The following is a 21,805-nucleotide window of genomic DNA, read 5'->3' as shown; positions in this document are numbered from 1 at the left end:
AGCAGTCCCAGGAAGATGAGCTCGAGTGCATGCGTGGACATGTCGCCGATCCTACCTTCCGGCCTCTAGGCTCGCGCACGTGACCACCGAGCCCACCCTGCCGCAGCCCACGACCGTCCCCTCCCAGCGCTCCCTGGTCGTCAAGACGACCTCGGGGCTCGAACGCCCCGAGGCGACCAACCAGGCGTTCACGGTCGCTGCCGCGGCCGTCGCCGCGGGGGTCGAGGTGAGCGTGTGGCTGACCGGGGAGTCCGCGTGGTTCGGGCTGCCGGGGCGTGCGAGCGAGCTCGAGCTCGAGCACGCGGCGGCGCTGCCGGACCTGCTCGCGGGAATCCTCGAGGCCGGGACCGTCACGGTCTGCACGCAGTGCGCGGCACGGCGCGGCATCACCGAGGCAGACCTGATGCCCGGCGTGCGGATCGCAGGGGCCGCGGTGTTCGTCGAGGAGACGCTGCGCCCGGGGGCGCAGGCGCTCGTCTACTGAGGCAGCGGGTGCGGGGGCCTGGCGGCGCTCACGCAGGCGACCGCCGTACCCCCGTACCCCCGGCCCACCGGCCCACCGGCCCACCGGCCCACCGGCCACGGCGTAGTCGTCAGAACTGAGCCGGGCGATACCCCGGCCACGTTCTGACAACTCGTCGAGCCGCGGTGCGACAGCTCACCGAGCCCCCGAACCCTCAGCCCTCGACCCGGATCCCCAGCTCGGCCGCGAACAGCGGAGCGAGGTCCACGAGCTGCGCCGGGCTCACCGTCGCCCCGGCAAGCCTCTCGATGCTCGTGATCCGGCGCAGCACCGCGCCGCGCAGGTCGACGTGCACCAGACGGGCGCTCGCCAGGACCAGGTGGTCGACCGACGTGTCCTCGAACGCGACCCGGGTGGCCTGGGCGTTCGTCAGGTCGAGCTCGTCGACCGTGCAGCGCGTGAGCCGCAGGTCGCGGATCGTCGCGCCCCGCAGGTTGACGTAGCCGAGCTTGCAGTCGACGAGCTCGACCGACCGCCACCCCGACTCGTAGAGCTCGGCCGACCCGATCCGCGAACCGTCCAGGACCACGTCGTGCCACACCGAGCGCGGTGCGCTGAGCACGGGCGCGTCGATCCTCTCGAGCCGCGACTCGCTGAACGTCGCGGCGCGCAGGTCGGCCTGGTGGAGCGAGAGCCCGACGAGGTCACAACGTTCGAACGTGATGTCCGAGAGGTCCGCGTGGGACAGGTCCGCACCCTCGAACCGCTCGTCGTGGCGGCGTTCCTCGGCCCCGAGGACCGCAGCGTCGCCCGGGGTCCTGACCCCGGCACGCAGCCTCTTGATCCTGGGCGGGACGGTGGTCACGGGGCTGGGCTGGGCTGGCACCGCTCGACCCTACGCTCCGTGTGCGGGCACGCCGAGACGTCTCGGGCACCCGTCCGACCCGCCACCGGCACGAGCGACGAGGCGGCGCGGAGCGTCAGCGAGCGGGCGCGAACCGGCGGATCAGCAGGTACATCTCGCACCCGAGGCACAGCCCGAACGCCGCGTTGAGCACCGCCGCGACGAGAGCGAGAGCCGCGGCGATCGGCACCGCCACGAGGGACACCGTGAAGCCCAGGACCACGCCGACCCCGGTGATGACGAACCCGACCCCCTGCGCGAAGCGAGGGGGACGCGGGTCCTCGCGCTCCGCCGTCGGGCCGAGGCGAGGCTGGACGAAGGTCTTGAAGACCCATCCCTGCCACGTGCCCTGCGCCCCGCGCAGCGTCCCGAGCAGGAAGCTCAGAGCGATGACCGTCAGGACCCACAGCGCAGCCTCCGACGATCCCAGGAGAAGAGTGACCGCGAGCAGCAGCGCGGTGATCCCTGCCCCGACCCGGGGACCTCGCGGGTCGATGCCCTGCGGCGCGCTCACTGCGGGGGTGGACTCGTGCGACATGCGGGCTCCTCGGTGGGACGGGCCGTCAGCGGGGCCTCGGGCGGGCTTCTCAACAGGGTTCTCGGCAGGACGATCGAGCTGCCCGGCCTGCTCAGGCGACCGAACCCGCTGGCACGTCGAGCGCCTCGAGAGCGTGCGCCCTGCTCACGCTGCCGCTCATGCGGGCGACCTCGCGACCGGACGGGTCCAGGACGAGCACCGTCGGCGTGCGCAGTATGCCGAACGTTCGCACGAGGTCGTGGTGCTCGTCGACGTCCATCTCACGATGTGTCACGTCGGCGCGGGCCGCGACGACGTCGTCGAGCACCCTGGCCGTGTGACGACAGGGCGAGCAGAACTCGGACGAGAACTGGACGAACGTCCGGTGGTCCCCCAGCACGATCCCGCGGGCGGACCAGTCCACCGCGGCGGCGGGCTGTGCGTCGCGGAGCCGGACCACACCCTGCCGGCGCTGCCACCACACGCCGAGGAGCACGCTCGCGCCGAGCAGCGCGAGGAGGATCACGATGCGCCAGACCATGGTTCGACCTTCCCGTCGTCCGTCTGCGGTGCGTCCGGAGGGAGCCGGGCAGGTCAGCCCACGAGGACCCGACCCACCACGAAGACCAGGATGCCCCCGACCGTCACCGGAAGCACTATGGCAGCAAGCGCGGCAGCCCTGCGCTCGAGGGCCGGCAGCTGGTCGAACAGCGCGTGCAGGGCTGCGACGAGGAGTCCCGAGACCGCCCCGGTCCACAGCCCGTTGACGGTCACGACCTCGGGGAGGGCCCACGCCAGGGCACCACCCGCGGCGATCGACGCCGCGAGCGTCAGGAGCGTGTTCCACCAGCCCGGCACGGGCAGCGCAGAGACCGCCGAGGCGACGGCCAGCGTCGCCGCGCACGTCACGACGAGGGCCGCGCCGGCATCGGTGCGGTCCGTCGCGATCCACCCGGCGGCGGAGACGGCGACCACGAGCCCGCTGACCGTGCCCAGCAGGGACTCGACCAGGCGTGGCCGTCCGTCGCGGCGGAGCATCTCGGCGACGAACGCCAGGACGACCCCCATCGCGAGCACGAGCGGCAGGTTGCGCAACGAGGGTTCGCCCTCCGTCGCGGCGACCGCGGCGACAGCCCCGACCCCGGTCAGACCGATGACCAGGCCGGACCCGCCGGGGGCGGGCTGGTTGAGCAGCGACGGCCACCCGATCGCCACGAGGACGGCCAGCGCCGCGGAGGCGAGGGTCAGCGGGAGGAGCCCGAAGAAGGCTGCGACGGCGACCGCGGCGGCCACCACCGCGGTGGCGACGGCGCGTGAGGAGAGGCCCACTAGGCGCACTCTCCCTGCGTCAGGGAGCGAGCGGCACCGGGTCCGGAAAGGCTGAGCACGAACATGAGTCTCCCAGATGACGCGCGGCGGCGAACACGAAACAAGGTTGTAACAGCAGAAAGGCCCTGGTCACCCCGTTGACGTCTGTTCAACGCGCTACGGTAATGATTCCGGCCTTCTCGAAGGTCACTGGGAGGAGGTGCGTCGGTGGCAGAGCTGTTGATCCTGACACCGGCGACAGGTGGGTCCGTCGAGGTCCTGCCTGCGCTGGGACTGTTGTCGCACCGCATACGGGTGCTGCCCATGGAGCCGTCGGCTCTGGTGGACGCGCCGGACTCGGACGTCCTGCTGCTCGACGCGCGCCGGGACCTCGTCGCGGCGCGCACCACGTGCCGCCTGCTGCGCGCCACGGGTCTCGCGGTGCCGCTCGTGCTCGTCCTCACCGAGGGCGGCCTGACGGTCGTGACGGCCGAGTGGGGGGCCGACGACCTGCTGCTCGAGTCGGCGGGCCCTGCCGAGGTCGAGGCCAGGCTCCGCCTGGTCGTCGAGCGCTCGGCGCACGGCCGGGCCGAGGACGCACCGCAGGAGATCTCGGCGGGCGAGCTCGCGATCGACGCCGGCGGGTACACCGCGAGGCTGCGCGGGCGCCCGCTCGACCTGACCTACAAGGAGTTCGAGCTCCTCAAGTACCTGGTGCAGCACCCGGGCCGCGTCTTCACGCGGGCCCAGCTGCTGCAGGAGGTCTGGGGGTACGACTACTACGGGGGCACGCGCACGGTGGACGTCCACGTGCGGCGCCTGCGCGCCAAGCTGGGACCCGAGCACGAGCAGCTCATCGGCACGGTCCGCAACGTCGGCTACCGGTTCGACCCGCCCAAGGACCGGCGGGCCCAGCCTGCCGAGATGCCGGACACCGCCGAACCCGCTGACGCGGCCGCCCTCGCGGAGGACCAGGTAAGTTCGTCCGGGTGACGACCGACTCGAGCGACTTCTCCGCAGCACTCGTCGACGGCCCCTGGCGGCACGAGTTCGTGCCTGCCAACGGCGCACGCTTCCACGTCGCCCTCGCGGGGCCGGAGTCCCGCGGAGGGGGTTCGAGCGCGCCGCTCGTGCTGCTGCTGCACTCCTTCCCGCAGTTCTGGTGGGCATGGCGCCACCAGCTCGAGGCTCTCGGCGAGGCGGGCTACCGCGTGGCCGCCATGGACCTGCGGGGTACGGGTGCCTCCGACAAGCCGCCGATCGGGTACGACGCCCCGACCCGCACGCGCGACGTCGCGGGCGTCGTCCGGTCGCTCGGTGCTGACCGGGCCGTCGTCGTCGGGCACGGGAGCGGAGGCGGGCTCGCCTGGGCCATGGCCGCGCTCCAGCCCGCCGTGACCTCGGGCGTCGCGGCCTTCGCCGCGCCGCACCCCTCGCACGTGCACGCCTCGGGTCGCCGCCTGCTCACGCCCGTCGCTCAGCGGCACCTGGCCTTCGCGCAGCTGCCCACGCTGCCCGAGCGCGCGCTGACCCGCGACGACCTGGTCGCGCGCGTCCTCGCGGACGGTGCGGCCTCGCCGCTCTCCCCGGAGGCGGTCGAGACCTACACGACCGTCATGCGCATCCCGTTCGCGGCGCACTCCGCGATGGAGGCGATCCGCTGGTCGGTGCGTTCCACGCCCCGGCCCGACGGGCGTCGCTACCGCAGCGCGCTGCGCCGCCCGCTCAACGTCCCGACCCTCCAGGTCCACGGCGGGGCGGACGGGTTCCTGCGTCGGGAGCTCACCGACGCGGACGCCGCGGCGGTCTCGCGCAGCCTGCGCTTCGAGGTCCTCGAGGGGGCGGGGCACTTCCTCCCCGAGGAGGCGCCCGACGACGTCACGCGCCTCCTGCTGGACTGGTTGCCCACCACGCAGGGCTGAGTCGCGCAGGAGACGACGACGGCTGCGGCCGACCGGGCCGCCGTCGTCGTGAGAGCTGCGCTCAGTCGGTCTTGACCAGGGTCGCCGCGACCACAGGATCCGTCTCGCCGATGCCGAACGACGGGCACAGGTGCGAGATGGTGCACGCCCCGCACGCGGGCCTGCGCGAGAAGCAGACCCGGCGGCCGTGGAAGATCAGGCGGTGCGAGAGCATGGTCCACTCGCGCTTCTCGATCAGCTCGCCGACCTCGGTCTCGACCTTGACCGGGTCCTCCTCCGAGGTCCACTCGAGGCGACGCACGAGACGCCCGAAGTGCGTGTCGACCGTCAGGCCGGGGACGCCGAACGCGTTGCCCAGCACGACGTTCGCCGTCTTGCGCCCGACGCCCGGCAACGTCACCAGGTCGTCGAGCTTCTTGGGGACCTGTCCGCCGTAGCGCTCGACGAGCGCCTGACCGATCCCGATGACGGCCTGCGCCTTGGCCCGGAAGAATCCGAGCGGGCGCAGGACGTCCTCGAGGTCGAGACGGTCGGCCGCGGCGTACGCGGCGGCGTCCGGGTAGCGCGAGAAGAGCTCGGGGGTGGTGAGGTTGACCCGCTTGTCCGTCGTCTGCGCCGAGAGCACCGTCGCGATCAGGAGCTCGAGCGGCGTGGTGAAGTCGAGCTCGCAGCGTGCGTCCGGGTACGTCTCCGCCAGCTCGCGGTTGGTGCGCCGCGCACGCCGGACGAGCGCGAGGCGTGACTCGGCGGAAGGACCCGCCGGAGCCTGCGGTCGCGCGGGCGAAGGAGAGGGAGCAGGACGCGAGGTACCACCCGAAGAGGTCACGTTGGGCAGCCTACTCGGCCCCACCCACACACCCCTCCCACAGGATCGACGCAGGCCGGTCCCAGGCGTTGGCGTCCCAAGTTGCGCGCATGAGGCAGACTTGTGGGAGGAATCACGAGTACCGGTTCGCTCGAACTCCGCCGATGCAGACGGGCACATGCCGGGAAAGTCCGCTCAACACCCGAAGGACATCGCGTGGACGACGACGTAGTGCTCTCCGCCCCCCTCTTCGCCACCATGGACCGCGAAGAGACCCGGACGCTGTTCGACTCGATGCAGCAGATCGAGCTCACCCGTGGGGACGTACTGTTCCGCGAGGGCGAGCCCGGCGACAGGCTGTACGTGATCGCACAAGGCAAGATCAAGCTCGGCCGACGCTCGAACGACGGCCGGGAGAACCTCCTGTCCATCCTCGGGCCGGGCGAGATGTTCGGTGAGCTCTCGCTCTTCGACCCGGGCCCCCGCACCGCCACGGCGAGCTCCGTCTCCGACGCGCTCCTCTACGAGCTCCGCCACGAGCAGCTCATCGAGTGGATCGAGAAGCACCCGAGCGTCGCGAAGCACCTGCTCAACGCGCTCGCCCGCCGCCTGCGCCGCACCAACGAGACTCTCGCGGACCTCGTCTTCTCCGACGTCCCGGGCCGTGTCGCCAAGGCGCTCCTGGACCTCTCGACCCGCTTCGGCGAGGAGACCGAGGAAGGCGTGCGCGTCGCGCACGACCTCACCCAGGAGGAGCTCGCCCAGCTCGTCGGCGCCTCCCGCGAGACCGTGAACAAGGCCCTGGCCGACTTCGCGACCCGCGGGTGGGTCCGTCGTGAGGGCCGTGCCGTCGTGCTCCTCGACGTGGACCGCCTGGAGCGTCGCGCCCGCTGAGCGCGCCCCTGCAACGACCGGAGGCCGGTCGGTCCACCCCTCACGGGGTCGGGCCGACCGGCCTCTCGTCGTGCTGCTGTTCGTGCGGAACGACCCGTGCTGCGTGCTCGGAAGGACGGGTCAGTCCGCGAGCTCCACGACCAGCTCGACCTCGACCGGCGAGTCCAGCGGGAGCACCGCCACGCCGACCGCGCTGCGCGCGTGCACGCCCGCCTCGCCGAAGATCTCGCCGAGGACCTGGCTCGCGCCGTTGACGACGGCCGGCTGCCCCGTGAACGACGGGTCGCTCGCGACGAATCCCACGACCTTGACGACCCTGGTCACCTGGTCGAGGTTGCCGACGAGCGCGTGCACGGCCGCGAGCGCGTTGAGCGCGCAGGTGCGGGCGAGCACCGCGGCGTCGGCTGCGGTGACGAGGCCGTCGCCCTCACCGACCTTGCCGGTCACCTGCAGCACGCCGTCGACGAACGGCAGCTGGCCCGAGGTGTAGACGTACCGCCCCGTGCGCACGGCCGGGACGTACGCGGCGACGGGCGCGGCGACGTCGGGCAGGGTGATGCCCAGCTCCGCGAGGCGCGCCGCGATGCTCGTCGCCACTACTGCCCGCTGGTCGGGCGCTTGAGATAGGCCACGAGCCCGTTGCCGTCGGGGCCCGTGACGACCTGGACGAGCTCCCAGCCGTCGGAGCCCCACTGGTCGAGGACAGCCTTGGTGTTGTGGATGATGAGGGGGATGGTCGCGTACTCCCAGGTGGTTGCCATGCGACCGAGCGTAGCGGGGATCGCCGGTCCGGTCAGCGCGCCGTGACGTTCGTCGAGGTCCAGGATCCCGGGTCGCGTGGAGGCGCGCCGAGGCCTGGAGAGGCCCCGTCCCGCGGTCACGGATGCTCCGCATCCTGGCCCGCGGATGCTTACACAACCCGCACACCGGGCAGGGGTGAGAACGCCCGGGAAGCGTCGGTGCCCTCCCGTAGGCTTGGGCCATGGCCTCCCCTGCGCGTCCCCGTCGACAAGTCAACGCCTATCAGCTCATCGCCCTGCTGCTGGCGTTCGTCCTCGTCTCAGGGGTCGGCGGAGTCCTCGGGGCGGGTCTGCTGATCCCGCTCGCGGCCGGCGCGAGCCAGCTCACGGACAGCAGCGTCCAGATCTTCGACGAGCTCCCTGACGAGCTCGAGCCGGGACCCCTCTCCGAGAAGTCGAGCGTCTACGCGAACGACGGGACCACGCTCCTCGCGACCTTCTACACGGAGAACCGCATCGTCGTCCCGCTCGAGGAGGTCTCGGTGCACATGCGCAACGCCGTGGTCGCGACCGAGGACAAGCGCTTCTACGAGCACGGCGGGGTCGACATCGAGGGCACCACCCGTGCTGCCATCAACAACGCCACGGGCGGCGCCAAGCAGGGTGGCTCGAGCCTGACGCAGCAGTACGTGAAGAACGTCCTGATCGAGCAGGCGGTGCGCGACGAGGACCCCATCGCGGTCGAGGCCGTCAAGGAGAGCTCGATCGAGCGCAAGGCCCGCGAGGCCAAGCTCGCCATCTCGCTCGAGAAGCGCATGACCAAGGACGAGATCCTCCAGGGCTACCTGAACATCGCACAGTTCGGGATCCGGGTCTACGGCGTCGAGACCGCGTCCCAGCACTACTTCGGCAAGCACGCCGCGGACCTCAGCATCGTCGAGGCCGCGACCATCGCGGGCGTGACGAACGCGCCGGGTGCGTACGACCCCGTGTCCAACCCGGTCGACTCCGAGAAGCGCCGCAACCTCGTGCTCGGCCGCATGCTCGACCAGGACTACATCACCCAGCAGGAGCACGACGAGGCCGTCGCGACCCCCCTGCCTGACACGCTCAACGTCCAGCCCGTCACGGTCGGGTGCCAGTCCGCCAACGGGGCCGCTTTCTTCTGCGACTACGTCACCAAGGTCATCACGTCGGACCCGATCTTCGGCGAGACGCCCAAGGAGCGACAGGCCCTGCTCTACCGCGGTGGCCTGGACATCGTCACGACGCTCGACCCCCGCCTGCAGACCGCCGCGGAGACCGAGGTCACGTCGGCGATCCCCGCGTCCGACCCCAGCGGCATCGAGAACGCGCTCGTGACGGTCGAGCCCGGCACCGGGAAGATCCTCGCGATGGCCCAGAACCGGCCCTACGACGCATCGCTCGAGGCCGCTCCGGGCACCACGGCCCAGAACTACAGCGCGGACCAGGCGCACGGCTCGTCGCGCGGCTTCTCCCCCGGCTCGACGTGGAAGCCCTTCCTGCTCGCCGAGTGGCTGAACGCGGGGCACACCCTCAACGAGACGGTCAATGCGAACCGGCGCGAGTGGAACGTGGGTCGTGACTTCACGTCGTCGTGCACCAAGCTCAACGTCGGCGAGAAGTGGAACCCCAACAACTCGGACGGCCAGGGCAAGGGCAGCATGACCGTCCTGGCCGCGACGGCCAACTCGGTCAACACCGCGTACGCCGACATGGCGAGCAAGCTCGACCTCTGCGCAGTGGCGAGCACCGCGAAGTCCGTGGGCTTCGCCCCGTCGCTCACGAAGGACAAGGGCGAGGTGGAGGTCCGTCCCTCCATGATCATCGGTACCCAGAACTCCTCCCCGCTGCAGATGGCGGCCGCGTTCGCGACCTTCGCGAGCGGCGGCACCTACTGCGAGCCCGTCGCGATCACGAGCGTCGTCGACCAGTCGGGCAAGGAGATCGAGGTCCCCTCGGCGAACTGCAACCCGAGCGCCCTGGACCCGGCGGTCGCCAACACCGTCACGTACGCGCTGCAGGGCGTCATGACGCAGGGTTCGGGCAAGAACTCCCAGCTCGCCGGCCGTCCGAGCGCGGGCAAGACCGGGACCGCCCAGCTCAACACGCACAACTGGTTCGTGGGCTACACGCCGCAGCTCGCCACGGCCGTCTGGATCGGCAACGCCGAGACGGACGTCCAGATGCGCAGCAACGGACGTGGTCGCTTCTACATCAACGGCGTGGGCAAGCAGTGGTGGTTCGGCTCCGACCTGGCCGCCCCCATGTGGAAGAACTACATGACGACAGCGCTCGACGGCGCGCCGGTCGTCGAGTTCCCGGGTCCGGACCCCAAGCTCCTCGGCAGCGTCCAGGCACCGCCCGCGACCGACGGGGGCACGACCGGAGGGGGCAACGGGTCCGGAAACGGCGGGACCGGGTCGGGCAACAACGGCTCCGGCAACACCGGCGGCAACGGGTCCGGCAACAACGGCGGTGGCCAGGGCAACGGGTCCGGGAACGGTGGCAACGGCTCGGGCAACAACGGCGGTGGGAACGGCGACGGCGACGGCGCCACGCCTCCCGAGGAGCAGGACTGACCCGGTCCCGCGTGCACCCCGCACTGGTCGGTCTCGGCGCTCTCGCCGCGGTCGGTGCCGGGGGGCTCGCCTACGCCCATGTCGAGACCAAGCTCTTCACGCTGCGTGAGGTCACGGTCCCGGTGCTCCCGCCGGGGCACGCCGACCTGCGGGTCCTGCACTTCTCGGACCTGCATCTCACACCCAGCCAGGAGCGCAAGATCGAGTGGGTCCGGTCGCTCGCCGCGCTGCGCCCCGACTTCGTGGTCGACACGGGCGACAACATGGCGCACCTCGACGCGCTCGAGCCGCTCCTGTACGCGCTCGAGCCGCTCCTGAGCAGCGCGCCGGGGGCATTCGTCATGGGGTCGAACGACTACTACGCCCCCTCGCCCAAGAACCCGGCGCGGTACCTCCTGCCGGACGCGCGGATCTTCCACAAGATCGACCCTCCGAAGCTCCCTGCCGCTGAGCTTGCTGCCGCGATGTCCGCGGCCGGTTGGATCGACCTCTCGAACCGTCGCGACGCGGTCGACGTCGGCGGTCTGCACATCGACCTGGTGGGCGTCGACGACCCGCACCTCGACCGCGACGTCTTCCCTGCCGCACCCGAGCGGGCGGGGGGCGGCGCCGGGACGGCCGCTGCGCCGTCGGGCCTGCGGATGGGCGTGGTGCACGCGCCCTACGTGCGTGTGCTCGACCAGATGCACGACGACGGCGCCGACGTCGTCCTGGCCGGCCACACGCACGGCGGCCAGCTCTGCGTCCCCTTCTACGGGGCGCTCGTGACCAACTGCGACCTGGACCGCGGGCGGGCCAAGGGCCTGCACGGCTGGCCCGGAGGCCGCCCCGACGCCCCCGGTGGTGAGGACTCGACCTGGCTCAACGTCTCGGCCGGAGCGGGCACGTCGCCCTACGCACCGTTCCGGTTCGCGTGCCGCCCGGAGGCCACGATCGTGACGCTGACCGCACGCTGAGGCAACGGTTTCGTCCCAGGGGCAAACGTCCGCTATTCTAGGCAGGCTCCAGCGCGCAGGTTTGGCGGGACCTTTCGAGGACCCCTGACCGATCTGACGCAACGAGAGCAATCGGGGTGTGGCGCAGCTTGGTAGCGCGCGTCGTTCGGGACGACGAGGTCGCAGGTTCGAATCCTGTCACCCCGACCAGCACGAAGGCCCGGAGTCCACTGGACTCCGGGCCTTCGTCGTTCCCGCACCTCGGCGCCCGCCGACGGTGACGAACCCGCCCGCTGACGGTGACGAACCCGCCCGCCGACGGTGACCGCCCGCTGCGCCGAAGGGGAGGTCCCCGCCCACGAGGGTGACGGTCGCCCTCGCTCCGCTGCGCCCGACCCGCTCCGGTGACACGATGAAACGGTCCCGCCCTCTTCGTCCGAAGAACCGTCGTCCTGGGCGGGGCGCCGAACACGCTGAGGGTCCCCGTACCACGCACCGGAGGAGTCGTCATGGCCGAGGAGCCGATCGTCGTCGTCGGAGGCGGGCTGGCCGCTGCGAAGGCCACCGAGACGCTGCGCGCCGAGGGGTACGACGGCGACCTCGTGGTCGTCTCGAGCGAGCCCCACCGGCCCTACGAACGGCCACCGCTGTCCAAGGACTACCTGCGCGGCGAGGCCGAGCGCGACGTCCTGTTCCCGCTGCCCGAGGACTGGTACACCGACCACCACGTCGACCTGAGGACGGCCACGCGGGCAGCGGCGATCGACGTCGCCGGCCACGCGCTGACGCTGATAGACGGCACCGTCCTGCCCTACTCGCGCCTGCTCCTCGCGACGGGCTCGACGCCCCGCTCGTTCGCCGTCCCCGGTGCGGACCTCCAGGGAGTCCACTACCTGCGCACGATCGAGCACGCCGACCTGCTGGCCGCGACGCTCGAGGCCTCGGCCCGCGAGGGGGCGGGACGGCTCGCGGTCGTGGGAGACGGCTGGATCGGGATGGAGGTCGCGGCCTCGGCCCGCACCATGGGCCTCGACGTCACGGTCGTCGGCCGATCGGTGCATCCCCTCGGCAGGGTCCTGGGCCCGTTGCTCGGCGAGATGTACGGCAAGGTCCACGCAGACCACGGGGTCCACCTGCACCGCAACGCCCAGGTCGTGGGGATCACCGGCAGCGAGGGGCGGGTGACGGGCGTGGACGTCGAGGACGGGACGCACGTCGCGGCCGACGTCGTCGTGGTCGGCGTGGGCGTGACGCCCAACGTCGGGTTCGCCGAGGCCGCGGGCATCGCGCTGCGGGACCGGTCGCTCGGTGGCGGGCTCGCGGTCGACGCGACCCTGCGCACGTCCGCCCCGGACGTGTGGGCCGCGGGGGACATCGCGAGCGTCCCCTCGCAGCGCTACGGGCGCCCGCTGCGCGTCGAGCACTGGTCGGTGGCCCTCGAGACCGGTCCCCACGCGGCGCGCGCCGTGCTGGGTTCGCGCGAACCCTACGACAAGCTCCCGTACTTCTTCTCCGACCAGTACGACGTGGGCATGGAGTACCTGGGGTTCGTCGAGGACCCGGCCGAGACGGAGGTCGTCGTGAGCGGGTCGCTCGAGGACAGCGAGCTCGTCGCGTTCTGGGTCGCGGACGACCGTGTCCAGGCGGGGATGGCCGTCAACACCTGGGAGCAGATGGAGCGGGTCGAGGCGCTCGTCCGGGCCGAGGGGCCTGTCGACCGGGACGCGCTCAGGGCGTTCCGCGCCTGACCGACCCGGCACGCGAGGCGCCCCGCGCCCGGCGGCGCCCGTCCCGGCCGCACCGGACCCGCGCCACAGCGCTGCCGGGACTGTGAGCCGGCGCCCCTACGGCACCGTGCGCTGCGCCTGCCCCACGTACTGGCTGAGCGGCCGGATGAGGGCGTTCGCGGCGCGCTGCTCGACGACGTGGGCGGTCCAGCCCACGACGCGCGCGGCGACGAACAGCGGCGTGAACGTCGGGGTGTCGAACCCCATGAGGTGGTAGGCGGGGCCCGTCGGGTAGTCGAGGTTCGGCAGGATGCCCTTGCGCTCGGTCATCGCGGCCTCGAGCGCGTCGTACAGCTCGTCGAGCGCGGTCGCCTCGTCGGTGCCGAGGTGCGCGACCAGGTCGTCGAGCGTCTTCTTCATGGTGGGCACGCGCGAGTCGCCGCTCTTGTAGACGCGGTGACCGAACCCCATGATCCTCCGCTTGCCGGCCAGGGCCTCGTCGAGCCAGGCGGCTGCTCGGTCGGCGGTCCCGATCTCGGCGAACGTCGCCATGACGGCCTCGTTGGCCCCACCGTGCAAGGGACCCTTGAGCGCGCCGATCGCCCCCGTGACGGCAGAGTGCAGGTCCGAGAGGGTCGAGGTGATGACACGGGCCGTGAACGTCGAGGCGTTGAACGAGTGCTCGGCGTACAGGACCATCGAGACCTCGAAGGCACGCACGACGCACGCGTCGGGCACCTCGCCGAACGTCATGTGGAGGAAGTTCTCGGCGTAGCCCAGGTCCTCGTCGGGGTCGACGATCTGCTGGCCGCGCCTGCGTCGCTGGTCGAGGGCCACGACCGCAGGCATCATGGCCCACAGCCGCAGGGCCTTGGCGTGCTCGGCCTCGGGGGACGAGTCCTCGGCGCTCGGGTCGTGCGCGCCCATGACCGAGACGGCGGTGCGGCACACGTCCATGGGGTGGCAGCTCGTGGGGAGCTCGAGGATCGCGTTGCGGACCTCGCCCGGCAGCGCCCGGTTCTCCCGTTCGACGGCGGTCTGCGCCGCAAGCTGCTCGGGCGTCGGCAGCTCGCCGTGCCACAGGAGGTAGGCGACCTCCTCGAAGCTCTTGCGGGCCGCGAGCTCCTGGACGGGGTAGCCCCGGTACAGCAGCGAGTTCGTGTCGGGGTTGACCTTGGAGACGGCGGTCGTGTCGACGACGACGCCCGCGAGGCCCTTGCGGATCTCCGGGGTCGGGGCCGGTGACGCCGTGCCCGGGGCGGTCGCGGTGGCCTCGGCGCCGTCGGGGACCTGCGCGGGGGTGCTGGTGGTCATGTGCTCACTCCTTCGTGATGCGGGGTCATGTGCTGCAGTACCGGGTCGTCCGGGCCGGCGAGGACCCCAGTCCTCGCCGGCCCGGGCACCCCGACCGCCCTACGGCCGGTAGGTGAAGATCTCGGTGTCGAAGTGGTTGTAGCCGGCATAGTCCACCAGCTCGTACAGCCGCGCGCGCGTCTGCATCTCGCCGACCACCCCGTCCTGCGTCCCGGTCTCCCGGATCACGTCCAGCGTGCGCTCCGCGGCCCCCATCGCGCTACGCAGGAGGGTCACGGGATAGATGACGATCTGCACGCCGACGGACGCGAGCTGGTCTCGCGTGAACAGCTCGGACTTGCCGAACTCGGTCATGTTGGCGAGCACGGGCACGTCGACCGCGGAGGCCACGGCCTCGAACTCGGCGAGGTCGCGCATGGCCTCGGGGAAGATCGCGTCGGCTCCCGCGTCGACGAGCGCCTTGGCCCGGTCGATCGCAGTCGCGAGGCCCGCTGCTCCGTCGAGGCTCGCCCGGACGTCGGTGCGCGCCATGACGAGGAAGTTCGGGTCGCGCCGGGCGTCGACCGCCGCGCGGATCCGCTTGGTCGCGGTCTCGAGGTCGACGGTCGCCTTGCCGTCGAGGTGGCCGCACCGCTTGGGGTTGACCTGGTCCTCGATGTGGCAGCCCGCGACGCCCGCGTCCTCGAGCGTCTGGATGGTCCGCGCGACGTTCATGGGCTCGCCGAACCCCGTGTCTGCGTCGACGATCGCGGGCAGGTTCGTCATGCGCGCGATCTGACCCGCACGCGTCGCGACCTCGGTGAGGGTCGTGAGACCGATGTCCGGCAGCCCGAGGTCCGCGGAGATCACGGCCCCCGAGATGTACACCCCGTCGAAGCCCTTGTCCTCGATCAGCCGCGCCGAGAGCGGGTTGAACGCACCGGGGAGCTGGAGCAGCTCACCGGCGGCGAGCCGGGCGCGCAGCGCGGCCCGCTTGTCCGACGGCGTCACGTGCGAGTACAGCATCAGTTGCCTCCTGCGGTGGTCGGGTCGGCAGAGCCGGCAGCGTCGGCAGCGTCGGCAGAGCCGGCAGTGCCGGGATCCTCGTCGGTCACGTCGCGCATGGTCCAGGAGGCCGAGCCGTCCCCGGGCCCGCTCCCGGCCGGCCCTCCGCCCGCGCGCCCCGTTCCCGGGGTGCCGGACGCGCCTGGGTGCGCTCCGCCGTCGGGCTCGCCGCCTGTGGCGCCCTGCGAGGGGCGACCCAGCTCGAAGACGCCCGTGGGCACCGGGACCGTGTCCAGCAGCCCGGGCCGCGCGACGATCGAGAGCTCGCGCACCTCGGTGGGCGTGAGCGACGGGAGGCGCTGCGCGAGGTCGAGGAAGCGCTCGATCTCGGCGGGCTCGAGCACGCCGTCCGCGAGCAGCCGGAACTTGGCGACGTACTGCGCGCGGGCGAACGGGCGCGCGCCGAGCGGGTGCGCGTCGGCGACGGCGATCTCGCGGACGATCCGCCCGCCGTCGGCCAGCTCGATCTCGACGCGACCGCCGAACGCCTTCTCGGCCGGGTCGACCGAGTGGTAGCGGCGCGTCCACTCGGGGTCCTCGGCCGTGGTGACCTTGCCCCACAGCGCGACCGTGTCGGCGCGGCCGGCGCGCTCGGGCGTGTACGAGTCGACGTGGTGCCACCCGCCGTCCTGGAGCGCGACCGCGAAGATGTACGGGATGGAGTGGTCGAGGGTCTCGCGCGAGGCGGTCGGGTCGTACTTCTGCGGGTCGTTCGCGCCCGACCCGATCACGTAGTGCGTGTGGTGGCTCGTGTGGATCACGATGCGCGCGATGTTGTCCGGGTCGGCGAGCCACGGGTGCTCGGCGTGCAGCGCGCGCGCCAGGTCGATGAGCGCCTGCGACTGGTACTCCGCCGAGTGCTCCTTGGTGTACGTGTCGAGGATCGCGGTCTTGGGCTCGCCGGGCGACGGCAGCACGACGTCGTAGCGCCCCTCGGGGCCGTCGAGCAGCCACGCGACGACGCCGTCCTCGCCCTCGTAGATCGGCTCGGGCGACGTCTGCCCGCGCATCGCCCGGTCCACGGCCTCGACCGCGACCTTGCCCGCGAGGGCGGGCGCGTACGCCTTCCACGTCGAGATCTGCCCCTTCCGGGACTGCCGCGTCGCGGTCGTGGTGTGCAGGGCCTGACCGATCGCCTGGAAGATCGTCGTGGTGTCGAGCCCGAGCATGGTCCCGATCCCGGCCGCTGCCGACGGGCCCAGGTGCGCGACGTGGTCGATCTTGTGCGCGTGCAGGCTGACGGCCCGCACCAGGTCCACCTGGATCTCGTAGCCCGTCGCGATGCCGCGCACGAGCGCCGCCCCGTCGCAGCCCGCGTGCTGGGCGACCGCGAGGATCGGCGGGATGTTGTCACCCGGGTGCGAGTACTCGGCCGCGAGGAACGTGTCGTGGTAGTCGAGCTCGCGGACCGCGACGCCGTTGGCCCAGGCGGCCCACTCAGGGCTCGTGCGGGTCGCGAGGGAGGTCCCGAAGACCGTCGCACCGGGCTCGTACGGGTGCGCGAGGGCCTGCCCGCGGGCCGCGACGGCGGGGGCGCGCGTGAGGCTCGCGGCCGCGACGGCCGCGTTGTCGATCACGCGGTTGACGATCATCTCGACGACCTCGTCCGGCACCTCGACCGGGTCGGTCGCGAGCTCGGCGAGCTTCCACGCGAGCTGGTCGGTGCGGGCGAGGTTCTCCGCGGAGCGGTGGGTCCGCAGGTGGTGGGTCGTGGGCATCGGTGCCTCCGGTGGTCGGGTGCGGTGCGTCGGGGTGCGTCGGGCGGGTGTCCTGCCCGACGGCGCCGCGCGGGCTGAGGGTGCGGGTGCGGTCGGCGGGGGCCGGTGAGGCTCGCGGCGTCGTCAGCCGGGTGGCGGTGGCGGCGCCTCGCCCAGGGCCTTGGCGGCCATGGCCGCGCTGCGCTCGATGTGCTCGCGCATGGAGCGCTCGGCCGCGTCCGGGTCACCGCTCGCGATGGCGCGGGCGACCGCGCGGTGCTCGTCGACATGGTCGGTCGTCCCGACGCGTTCGCGCGCGGACAGCGAGCGGTAGCGGTCGACGTGCCCACGGATCTGGCGCAGCAGCTCGGAGCACCAGCGGTTGTCGGCGAGCGACTCGATCTCGCCGTGGAACTGGGCGCCGATGCGCAGCACCTCGTCCTCGTGGTCGCGCACGGCGTCCATGAGGTCGACGAGGCGAGCGAGGTGCTGGACGTCGGCAGGCCGTGCGCGTTCGCACGCGTCCCGCGCGAGCAGCCCTTCGAGACGGGCGCGGACGTCGTAGACGCGGTGGAGGTCGGTGACCGCGAGCGGTGCCACGCGCACTCCCCCCGTGGGCTGCTCGACGACGAGCGCCTCGGCCTGGAGGAGACGCAGGGCCTCGCGGACGGGGGTCCGGCTGACCCCGAGCTGAGAGGAGAGCACGGGCTCGGTGAGACGTGCATCTGCAGCGAGGGTGCCGTCGATGATCCGGGCCCTCAGGAGGTCGTAGACCGCGCGCGCGCCGGACTGTCGGCGGACGGCGGCGAGGGGCTCGTCGCGCGGTGGGGACGACGTCGTCGGGGCGCTGGGCATGCGGCCATCGTGCCACAGCGCCTGCGTACTTGTATACAACACTGGCGCCCGCTGGCCTCAGGTCGCCTCACCCCATCTGCGTGATGTGGACACCAGGAAGTCGTGGAACGCTGAAGAGGTCTCAGCGAAGGAGGAGCTCAAGGTGAGTACAGCTACTGGCCGCAGCGTCGGACCCACGAGTGAGTTCAGCCTGTTCTTCCACATCAAGCCCGGCCAGAGCGAGCCGCTCCGGGCAGCGCTCGACGACCTGCAACAGACCCCGGGGTATCTTCCCGGCGACTACGGCATGGCGATCAAGACGATTCACGAGGCACGATTCGTGCTCTTCGACGACGACACGCGACTCGCCTTCATCACCAGCTTCGACGGTCCCTGGGACGCCTACATGGACGACTTCTTCAACTCCGGCCCGACGCTCGCGCTCTTCGACCTCATCTTCAGGCACACCGAGGGTTACAACGGCCTGCCGGACCTCGCCACCGAGAAGGCGTTCATCCTCGGAGCGCAGGAGCGTGCCGCCGCCTACGCACGCAACTACCCCGGCACGGTGAAGGAGATCCTGAAGGCGCAGCGCGTGAACGCGGCCTTCCAGAAGGTGCTCGATCACCCCGACGCCGCGGCCGCGCTGCAGCATCCGGCACTCCAGCCGCTCCTCGACGAGGCCGGAGACTGACACCGGTGTCGGATCACATCTCGGGCCCGCGGGCGTTGGCCAACTCGATCGCCGACATCACCGACGTCTTCGCGTTCCCGAGCCCCGACCGGCCGCAGCACCTCGTTCTCGTGATGAACACCCTGCCGTTCGCCAAGATCTCCGACGCCCTCTCGGAAGGCCTGATCTACCGGTTCCGGGTGCGGCCCCTCACGGCAGCCGTGCCCGGCGACCACGCCCCGTTCTCCGCCGGCCCGGAGCACGGCGCCGAGGAGTTCGTGTTCGACTGCGTCTTCTCTCCCCCGACCAGCGTCGACGGCCAGCCGTTCGAGCAGGAGGGCACCTGCACCACCCCCTCCGGCGAGACCGTGTCGTTCCGCGTCAACGACGAGGACGGCGGTTCCGCGCACGGCGTGCGGGTCTTCGCCGGTGCGCGCTGGGACCCGTTCATCCTCGATGCCCCCGCGGCCCTGAAGACCGTCGCGATCGGCGAGCTCGCCTTCGCGGAACGCGGCTCGATCTACATGGACGGCAAGAACGTCCTGGGACTGGTCGTCGAGATCGACCCTGCGCTGCTGGGCGGCGCCACGTTGGTCGGCGTCGTCGCCGAGACACTGACGCGCGGCGTGTTCAACGTCCGGATCGAGCGCGTCGGGCGACCCGAGGTGAAGAACCTGATGCTCGGGCCGATGCAGTTCGACCGGATCAACCAGGACCTCGAGATCCGCGACCTCTACAACATGGAGGACGCGTTCCACATCCAGCACGGCTACGAAGGCGCCTACCGGGCACGGCTCGACGCCAACCTCGCGTTCTGGGACAGCCTCGACGGCAAGACCGACTGGCCGACGAACGACGGCGTCCATCCGCTCACCGAGCTCGTGCTCGCCGACTACCTGGTCATCGATCTCTCCAAGCCCTACCAGGAGAAGGGTTCGTTCCTCGAGATCGAGCTCGCCTCTCGCAGGGGACGAGCCCACGCGACCTGCGGGGGGCGCACGATCAACGACGACGTGATGGACGTGTTCTTCACGACGCTGATCAACGCCGGCAACGGACCGATCATCCGCGACGGGGTGGACGGCTCGTCCCGGCCGGCCTCGCAGACCTTCCCGTACCTCTCGGCTCCCAACCCCCGTCCGCCAGAGAAGCCGGAGCACCACTGAGCATGGCTGAGACGGGGAGCGTCACGCTCGAGCTCGATGACATCCAGAGTGGCGCCCTGCACGAGCGCCCCTCCCCCTATGTCGGCGCCTACCTGATGCTGCGCATCGACGACCGCGCCGACGGCCGTGAGCTCGTCCGGCGGCTGACAGCCCTCGTGAGCTCGGGGACGCAGTCGCTCGATCCCGCCAACGACGCCTGGTTCACCGTCGCGTTCACCTACCACGGGCTGAAGGCGCTCGGAGTTCCTCAGGATTCCCTCGACAGCTTCGCGCCGGAGTTCCGTGAAGGGATGGCCGCGCGGGCGGAGCACCTGGGAGACGTCGGCGAGAGCAGTCCTGAGAACTGGGAGAAGCCGCTCGGCACTCCCGACGTCCACATCGCCATCGCGGTGATCTCCCCCGACGTCGCCCGCCTCGAGGCCGTCACCGAGAAGGCTCGCCTCGCCCACCAGGAGCTGGCGGGCATCTCGGTCGTCTGGCGGCAGGACTGCTACCAGCTCCCGACCGGGCGCACCTCGTTCGGCTTCAAGGACGGGATCGGCCAGCCGGCCGTCGAGGGCAGCGGCAGGGCGCCGTCGAACCCGCACGAACCGCCGCTCAAGGCCGGCGAGATCATCCTCGGCTATCCCGACGAGACCGGCGGGCTGCCGCCGATGCCGAGCCCCGACATCCTGGGCCGCAACGGCACCTACGTCGTCTTCCGGAAGCTGCACACCAAGGTGGCGGCCTACCGGCAGTACCTCCGCGCGCGGGCGACGAACCGTGAAGAGGAGGCGCTGCTCGGCGCGAAGATGGTCGGACGCTGGCAGAGCGGAGCCCCGCTGGCCCTGACGCCCGACGTCGACGACCCCGAGCTCGGCAGCGATCCGCAGCGGAACAACGTCTTTCTCTACGGCGACGACCCTCGTGGCTTCAAGTGCCCGGTCGGCGCCCACGCACGACGCGCCAACCCGCGCGACGCGCTCGCCGACGACGGCAGCACGGACGTGCGCCTGCACCGCATGATCCGGCGCGGCACGAGCTACGGCCCGATGCTCCCCGACGGCGAGCTGGAGGACGACGGAGCAGACCGCGGCATCATCTTCGTGTTCGCCGGCGCCCACATCAAGCGGCAGTTCGAGTTCGTCAAGACCCAGTGGCTCAACGACGGGATCTTCATCGGTGCCCCTGGCGAAGCGGACCCGATCGTCGGCTCCTCGCACCACGCGAGCACCTTCACGATCCCCCGGCGACCGATCCGACGCCGCCTGCAGGACCTTCCGCCGTTCGTGATCACGCGTGGGGGCGAGTACTGCTTCGCCCCGAGCCTCTCGGCCATGCGTTGGCTGGCTGAGCTGCCGCATTCCGTCTCGACCGAGGAGAGCACGCCATGAGCACGACCCCCGAGGGTACCGACCGCTGGGAGGCTCTCGATTTCGCCCCGCCGGCCGCAGACGCCCCCGAACCCGAGTCCTCCGTCCTCGTCGAGTACCAGCACGACGACCAGATCGCCGTGGTCACGCTCAACCGGCCGCACGCCGACAACGCGATCACGACCGAGATGGGTGCTCGACTGACCGAGATCGTCGAGACGATCGCCGTGCGCACCGCCGTGCGCGTCGTCGTGCTCACGGGCGCCGGCGAGCGCGCGTTCTCCGTCGGCAGCGACCTCCGACAGCGCAGGAGCATGACGAAGGAGGACTGGCTTCGCCAGCGCCAGGCCTTCGATCGAACGCTGTACACCGTGCGGCAGCTGCGCAAGCCGCTCTTCGCCGCCGTGAACGGCATCGCCTATGGCGGCGGGTGCGAGCTCGCCCAGAGCTGCGACTTCATCATCGCCTCCGAGAACGCCACGTTCGGGCAGCCGGAGGCGATGCTCGGCCTCTCGGCCGGTGGCGGTTCCCCGGTGTTCCTGCCACGCCTGCTCGGGCCGGGCAGGGCACTGCAGATGCTCATGACCGGCGACCCGATCTCCGCGGCCGAAGCACACCGGCTCGGCATGGTCAACGAGGTCCACGACCAGGACGACCTGGCGGCCGCGTCCGCTCGGATCGCGGAGAAGATCGCCAGCAACTCCCCGACGGCGGTCCAAGCCGTCAAGCGGGCCGTACAGCTCGGTGAGGGGCAGCCCGTGGAGCAGGCGATCGCCATCATGATGGACGCGCACTGGCGCTCGGCCGTGCACCCCGACCGCATCGAGGGCATCGGAGCCTTCAACGAGGGCCGAGACCCGGTCTTCCGAGACGCCGACTACTGAACCCGGCCTACGAGGAGGCAGAG

The 21,805-nt window shown here is 71.6% G+C and carries 21 protein-coding genes, 1 tRNA gene and 1 pseudogene; 12 read left to right on the top strand and 11 right to left on the bottom strand.

The genetic code is table 11. The annotated features are described in order from the left end of the window. The first annotated feature begins 79 nt into the window (after window positions 1–79). Entirely contained in the window at window positions 80–484 is a 405-nt protein-coding gene (locus tag OERS_RS14595; RefSeq protein ID WP_248948592.1) for a DsrE family protein, read from the top strand. Between the two features lie 193 nt (window positions 485–677). Here the strand turns inward: OERS_RS14595 and OERS_RS14590 are convergent, their stop codons facing one another. The 4 genes from OERS_RS14590 to OERS_RS14575 all read right to left on the bottom strand — a co-directional run bounded on the left by OERS_RS14590 (window position 678) and on the right by OERS_RS14575 (window position 3,213). Next, on the bottom strand, window positions 678–1,349 hold the full coding sequence (locus tag OERS_RS14590; RefSeq protein ID WP_083201495.1) for a pentapeptide repeat-containing protein: 672 nt from the start codon (window positions 1,347–1,349) through the stop codon (window positions 678–680). Window positions 1,350–1,443: 94 nt separating this feature from the next. Then, entirely contained in the window at window positions 1,444–1,905 is a 462-nt protein-coding gene (locus OERS_RS14585) for a DUF4395 domain-containing protein (protein ID WP_068626513.1), read from the bottom strand. Between the two features lie 91 nt (window positions 1,906–1,996). Beyond that, window positions 1,997–2,425, bottom strand: coding sequence for a thioredoxin family protein (locus OERS_RS14580; RefSeq protein WP_068626512.1), 429 nt, complete (start codon window positions 2,423–2,425; stop codon window positions 1,997–1,999). Between the two features lie 53 nt (window positions 2,426–2,478). Continuing rightward, entirely contained in the window at window positions 2,479–3,213 is a 735-nt protein-coding gene (locus OERS_RS14575; RefSeq protein ID WP_068626511.1) for a hypothetical protein, read from the bottom strand. Between the two features lie 207 nt (window positions 3,214–3,420). Here OERS_RS14575 and OERS_RS14570 point away from each other — a divergent pair, with 207 nt between their 5' ends. Together OERS_RS14570 and OERS_RS14565 are read left to right on the top strand one after the other, a co-directional pair. Continuing rightward, window positions 3,421–4,185 (top strand): winged helix-turn-helix transcriptional regulator, encoded by a 765-nt coding sequence (locus OERS_RS14570; protein WP_068626510.1) that lies wholly within the window; start codon window positions 3,421–3,423, stop codon window positions 4,183–4,185. Further along, entirely contained in the window at window positions 4,182–5,114 is a 933-nt protein-coding gene (locus OERS_RS14565; RefSeq protein WP_068626509.1) for an alpha/beta fold hydrolase, read from the top strand. Before OERS_RS14570 ends, OERS_RS14565 begins: the two co-directional genes overlap by 4 nt. A gap of 61 nt (window positions 5,115–5,175) precedes the next feature. Here the strand turns inward: OERS_RS14565 and nth are convergent, their stop codons facing one another. After that, the gene (gene nth, locus OERS_RS14560) at window positions 5,176–5,940 is read right to left on the bottom strand and encodes an endonuclease III (protein ID WP_068626508.1); all 765 of its coding nucleotides are present in this window, start codon (window positions 5,938–5,940) and stop codon (window positions 5,176–5,178) included. 195 nt (window positions 5,941–6,135) lie between these two features. On the opposite strand from nth, the gene OERS_RS14555 reads away from it, so the two are divergent. Next, complete coding sequence (locus tag OERS_RS14555) at window positions 6,136–6,813, top strand: Crp/Fnr family transcriptional regulator (RefSeq protein ID WP_056645111.1); 678 nt, start codon at window positions 6,136–6,138, stop codon at window positions 6,811–6,813. Window positions 6,814–6,933: 120 nt separating this feature from the next. Here the strand turns inward: OERS_RS14555 and OERS_RS14550 are convergent, their stop codons facing one another. Then, window positions 6,934–7,410, bottom strand: a complete 477-nt coding sequence (locus tag OERS_RS14550) for a RidA family protein (protein WP_068626507.1) — start codon at window positions 7,408–7,410, stop codon at window positions 6,934–6,936. After that, window positions 7,410–7,574 (bottom strand): DUF4177 domain-containing protein, encoded by a 165-nt coding sequence (locus OERS_RS21575; RefSeq protein WP_169834232.1) that lies wholly within the window; start codon window positions 7,572–7,574, stop codon window positions 7,410–7,412. Before OERS_RS21575 ends, OERS_RS14550 begins: the two co-directional genes overlap by 1 nt. A gap of 221 nt (window positions 7,575–7,795) precedes the next feature. On the opposite strand from OERS_RS21575, the gene OERS_RS14540 reads away from it, so the two are divergent. From OERS_RS14540 to OERS_RS14525, 4 genes are all read left to right on the top strand, one after another. After that, on the top strand, window positions 7,796–10,156 hold the full coding sequence (locus tag OERS_RS14540) for a transglycosylase domain-containing protein (protein WP_068626505.1): 2,361 nt from the start codon (window positions 7,796–7,798) through the stop codon (window positions 10,154–10,156). An 11-nt stretch (window positions 10,157–10,167) separates the two neighbouring features. Further along, window positions 10,168–11,112: a metallophosphoesterase gene (locus tag OERS_RS14535; protein ID WP_068626504.1), complete on the top strand. Its 945-nt coding sequence runs from the start codon at window positions 10,168–10,170 to the stop codon at window positions 11,110–11,112. A 112-nt stretch (window positions 11,113–11,224) separates the two neighbouring features. Continuing rightward, window positions 11,225–11,301: transfer RNA gene (locus OERS_RS14530), tRNA-Pro, on the top strand. A 299-nt stretch (window positions 11,302–11,600) separates the two neighbouring features. Continuing rightward, complete coding sequence (locus OERS_RS14525) at window positions 11,601–12,839, top strand: NAD(P)/FAD-dependent oxidoreductase (protein ID WP_068626503.1); 1,239 nt, start codon at window positions 11,601–11,603, stop codon at window positions 12,837–12,839. Window positions 12,840–12,935: 96 nt separating this feature from the next. Here the strand turns inward: OERS_RS14525 and OERS_RS14520 are convergent, their stop codons facing one another. The 4 genes and pseudogenes from OERS_RS14520 to OERS_RS14505 all read right to left on the bottom strand — a co-directional run bounded on the left by OERS_RS14520 (window position 12,936) and on the right by OERS_RS14505 (window position 17,728). Beyond that, a complete protein-coding gene (locus tag OERS_RS14520) occupies window positions 12,936–14,132 on the bottom strand; it encodes a bifunctional 2-methylcitrate synthase/citrate synthase (protein ID WP_083201494.1) in 1,197 nt (398 codons plus the stop codon). A 99-nt stretch (window positions 14,133–14,231) separates the two neighbouring features. Next, window positions 14,232–15,137, bottom strand: coding sequence for a methylisocitrate lyase (prpB, locus tag OERS_RS14515; protein ID WP_056645098.1), 906 nt, complete (start codon window positions 15,135–15,137; stop codon window positions 14,232–14,234). A gap of 242 nt (window positions 15,138–15,379) precedes the next feature. Beyond that, window positions 15,380–16,894 (bottom strand): annotated as a pseudogene (locus tag OERS_RS14510) (MmgE/PrpD family protein); the annotation flags it as partial. Between the two features lie 123 nt (window positions 16,895–17,017). Further along, a complete protein-coding gene (locus tag OERS_RS14505; protein WP_068626502.1) occupies window positions 17,018–17,728 on the bottom strand; it encodes a GntR family transcriptional regulator in 711 nt (236 codons plus the stop codon). Between the two features lie 142 nt (window positions 17,729–17,870). Between OERS_RS14505 and OERS_RS14500 the strand changes: the two genes are divergently transcribed. The 4 genes from OERS_RS14500 to OERS_RS14485 are packed head-to-tail and all read left to right on the top strand — an operon-like array spanning window position 17,871 to window position 21,782. Then, on the top strand, window positions 17,871–18,401 hold the full coding sequence (locus tag OERS_RS14500; RefSeq protein WP_139107859.1) for a hypothetical protein: 531 nt from the start codon (window positions 17,871–17,873) through the stop codon (window positions 18,399–18,401). Window positions 18,402–18,406: 5 nt separating this feature from the next. Continuing rightward, entirely contained in the window at window positions 18,407–19,546 is a 1,140-nt protein-coding gene (locus tag OERS_RS14495; RefSeq protein ID WP_068626499.1) for a DUF4331 family protein, read from the top strand. A gap of 2 nt (window positions 19,547–19,548) precedes the next feature. Continuing rightward, window positions 19,549–20,919, top strand: a complete 1,371-nt coding sequence (locus tag OERS_RS14490; RefSeq protein WP_068626497.1) for a Dyp-type peroxidase — start codon at window positions 19,549–19,551, stop codon at window positions 20,917–20,919. Beyond that, on the top strand, window positions 20,916–21,782 hold the full coding sequence (locus OERS_RS14485; protein ID WP_083201493.1) for an enoyl-CoA hydratase/isomerase family protein: 867 nt from the start codon (window positions 20,916–20,918) through the stop codon (window positions 21,780–21,782). Before OERS_RS14490 ends, OERS_RS14485 begins: the two co-directional genes overlap by 4 nt. Window positions 21,783–21,805: the final 23 nt, after the last annotated feature.

The organism is Oerskovia enterophila, from assembly GCF_001692445.1.
In the GTDB taxonomy this organism is placed as follows: Bacteria; Actinomycetota; Actinomycetes; order Actinomycetales; family Cellulomonadaceae; genus Oerskovia; species Oerskovia enterophila.
Note: the sequence above shows the minus strand (reverse complement) of the source record. Positions and strands in the feature narration are given on the sequence as shown.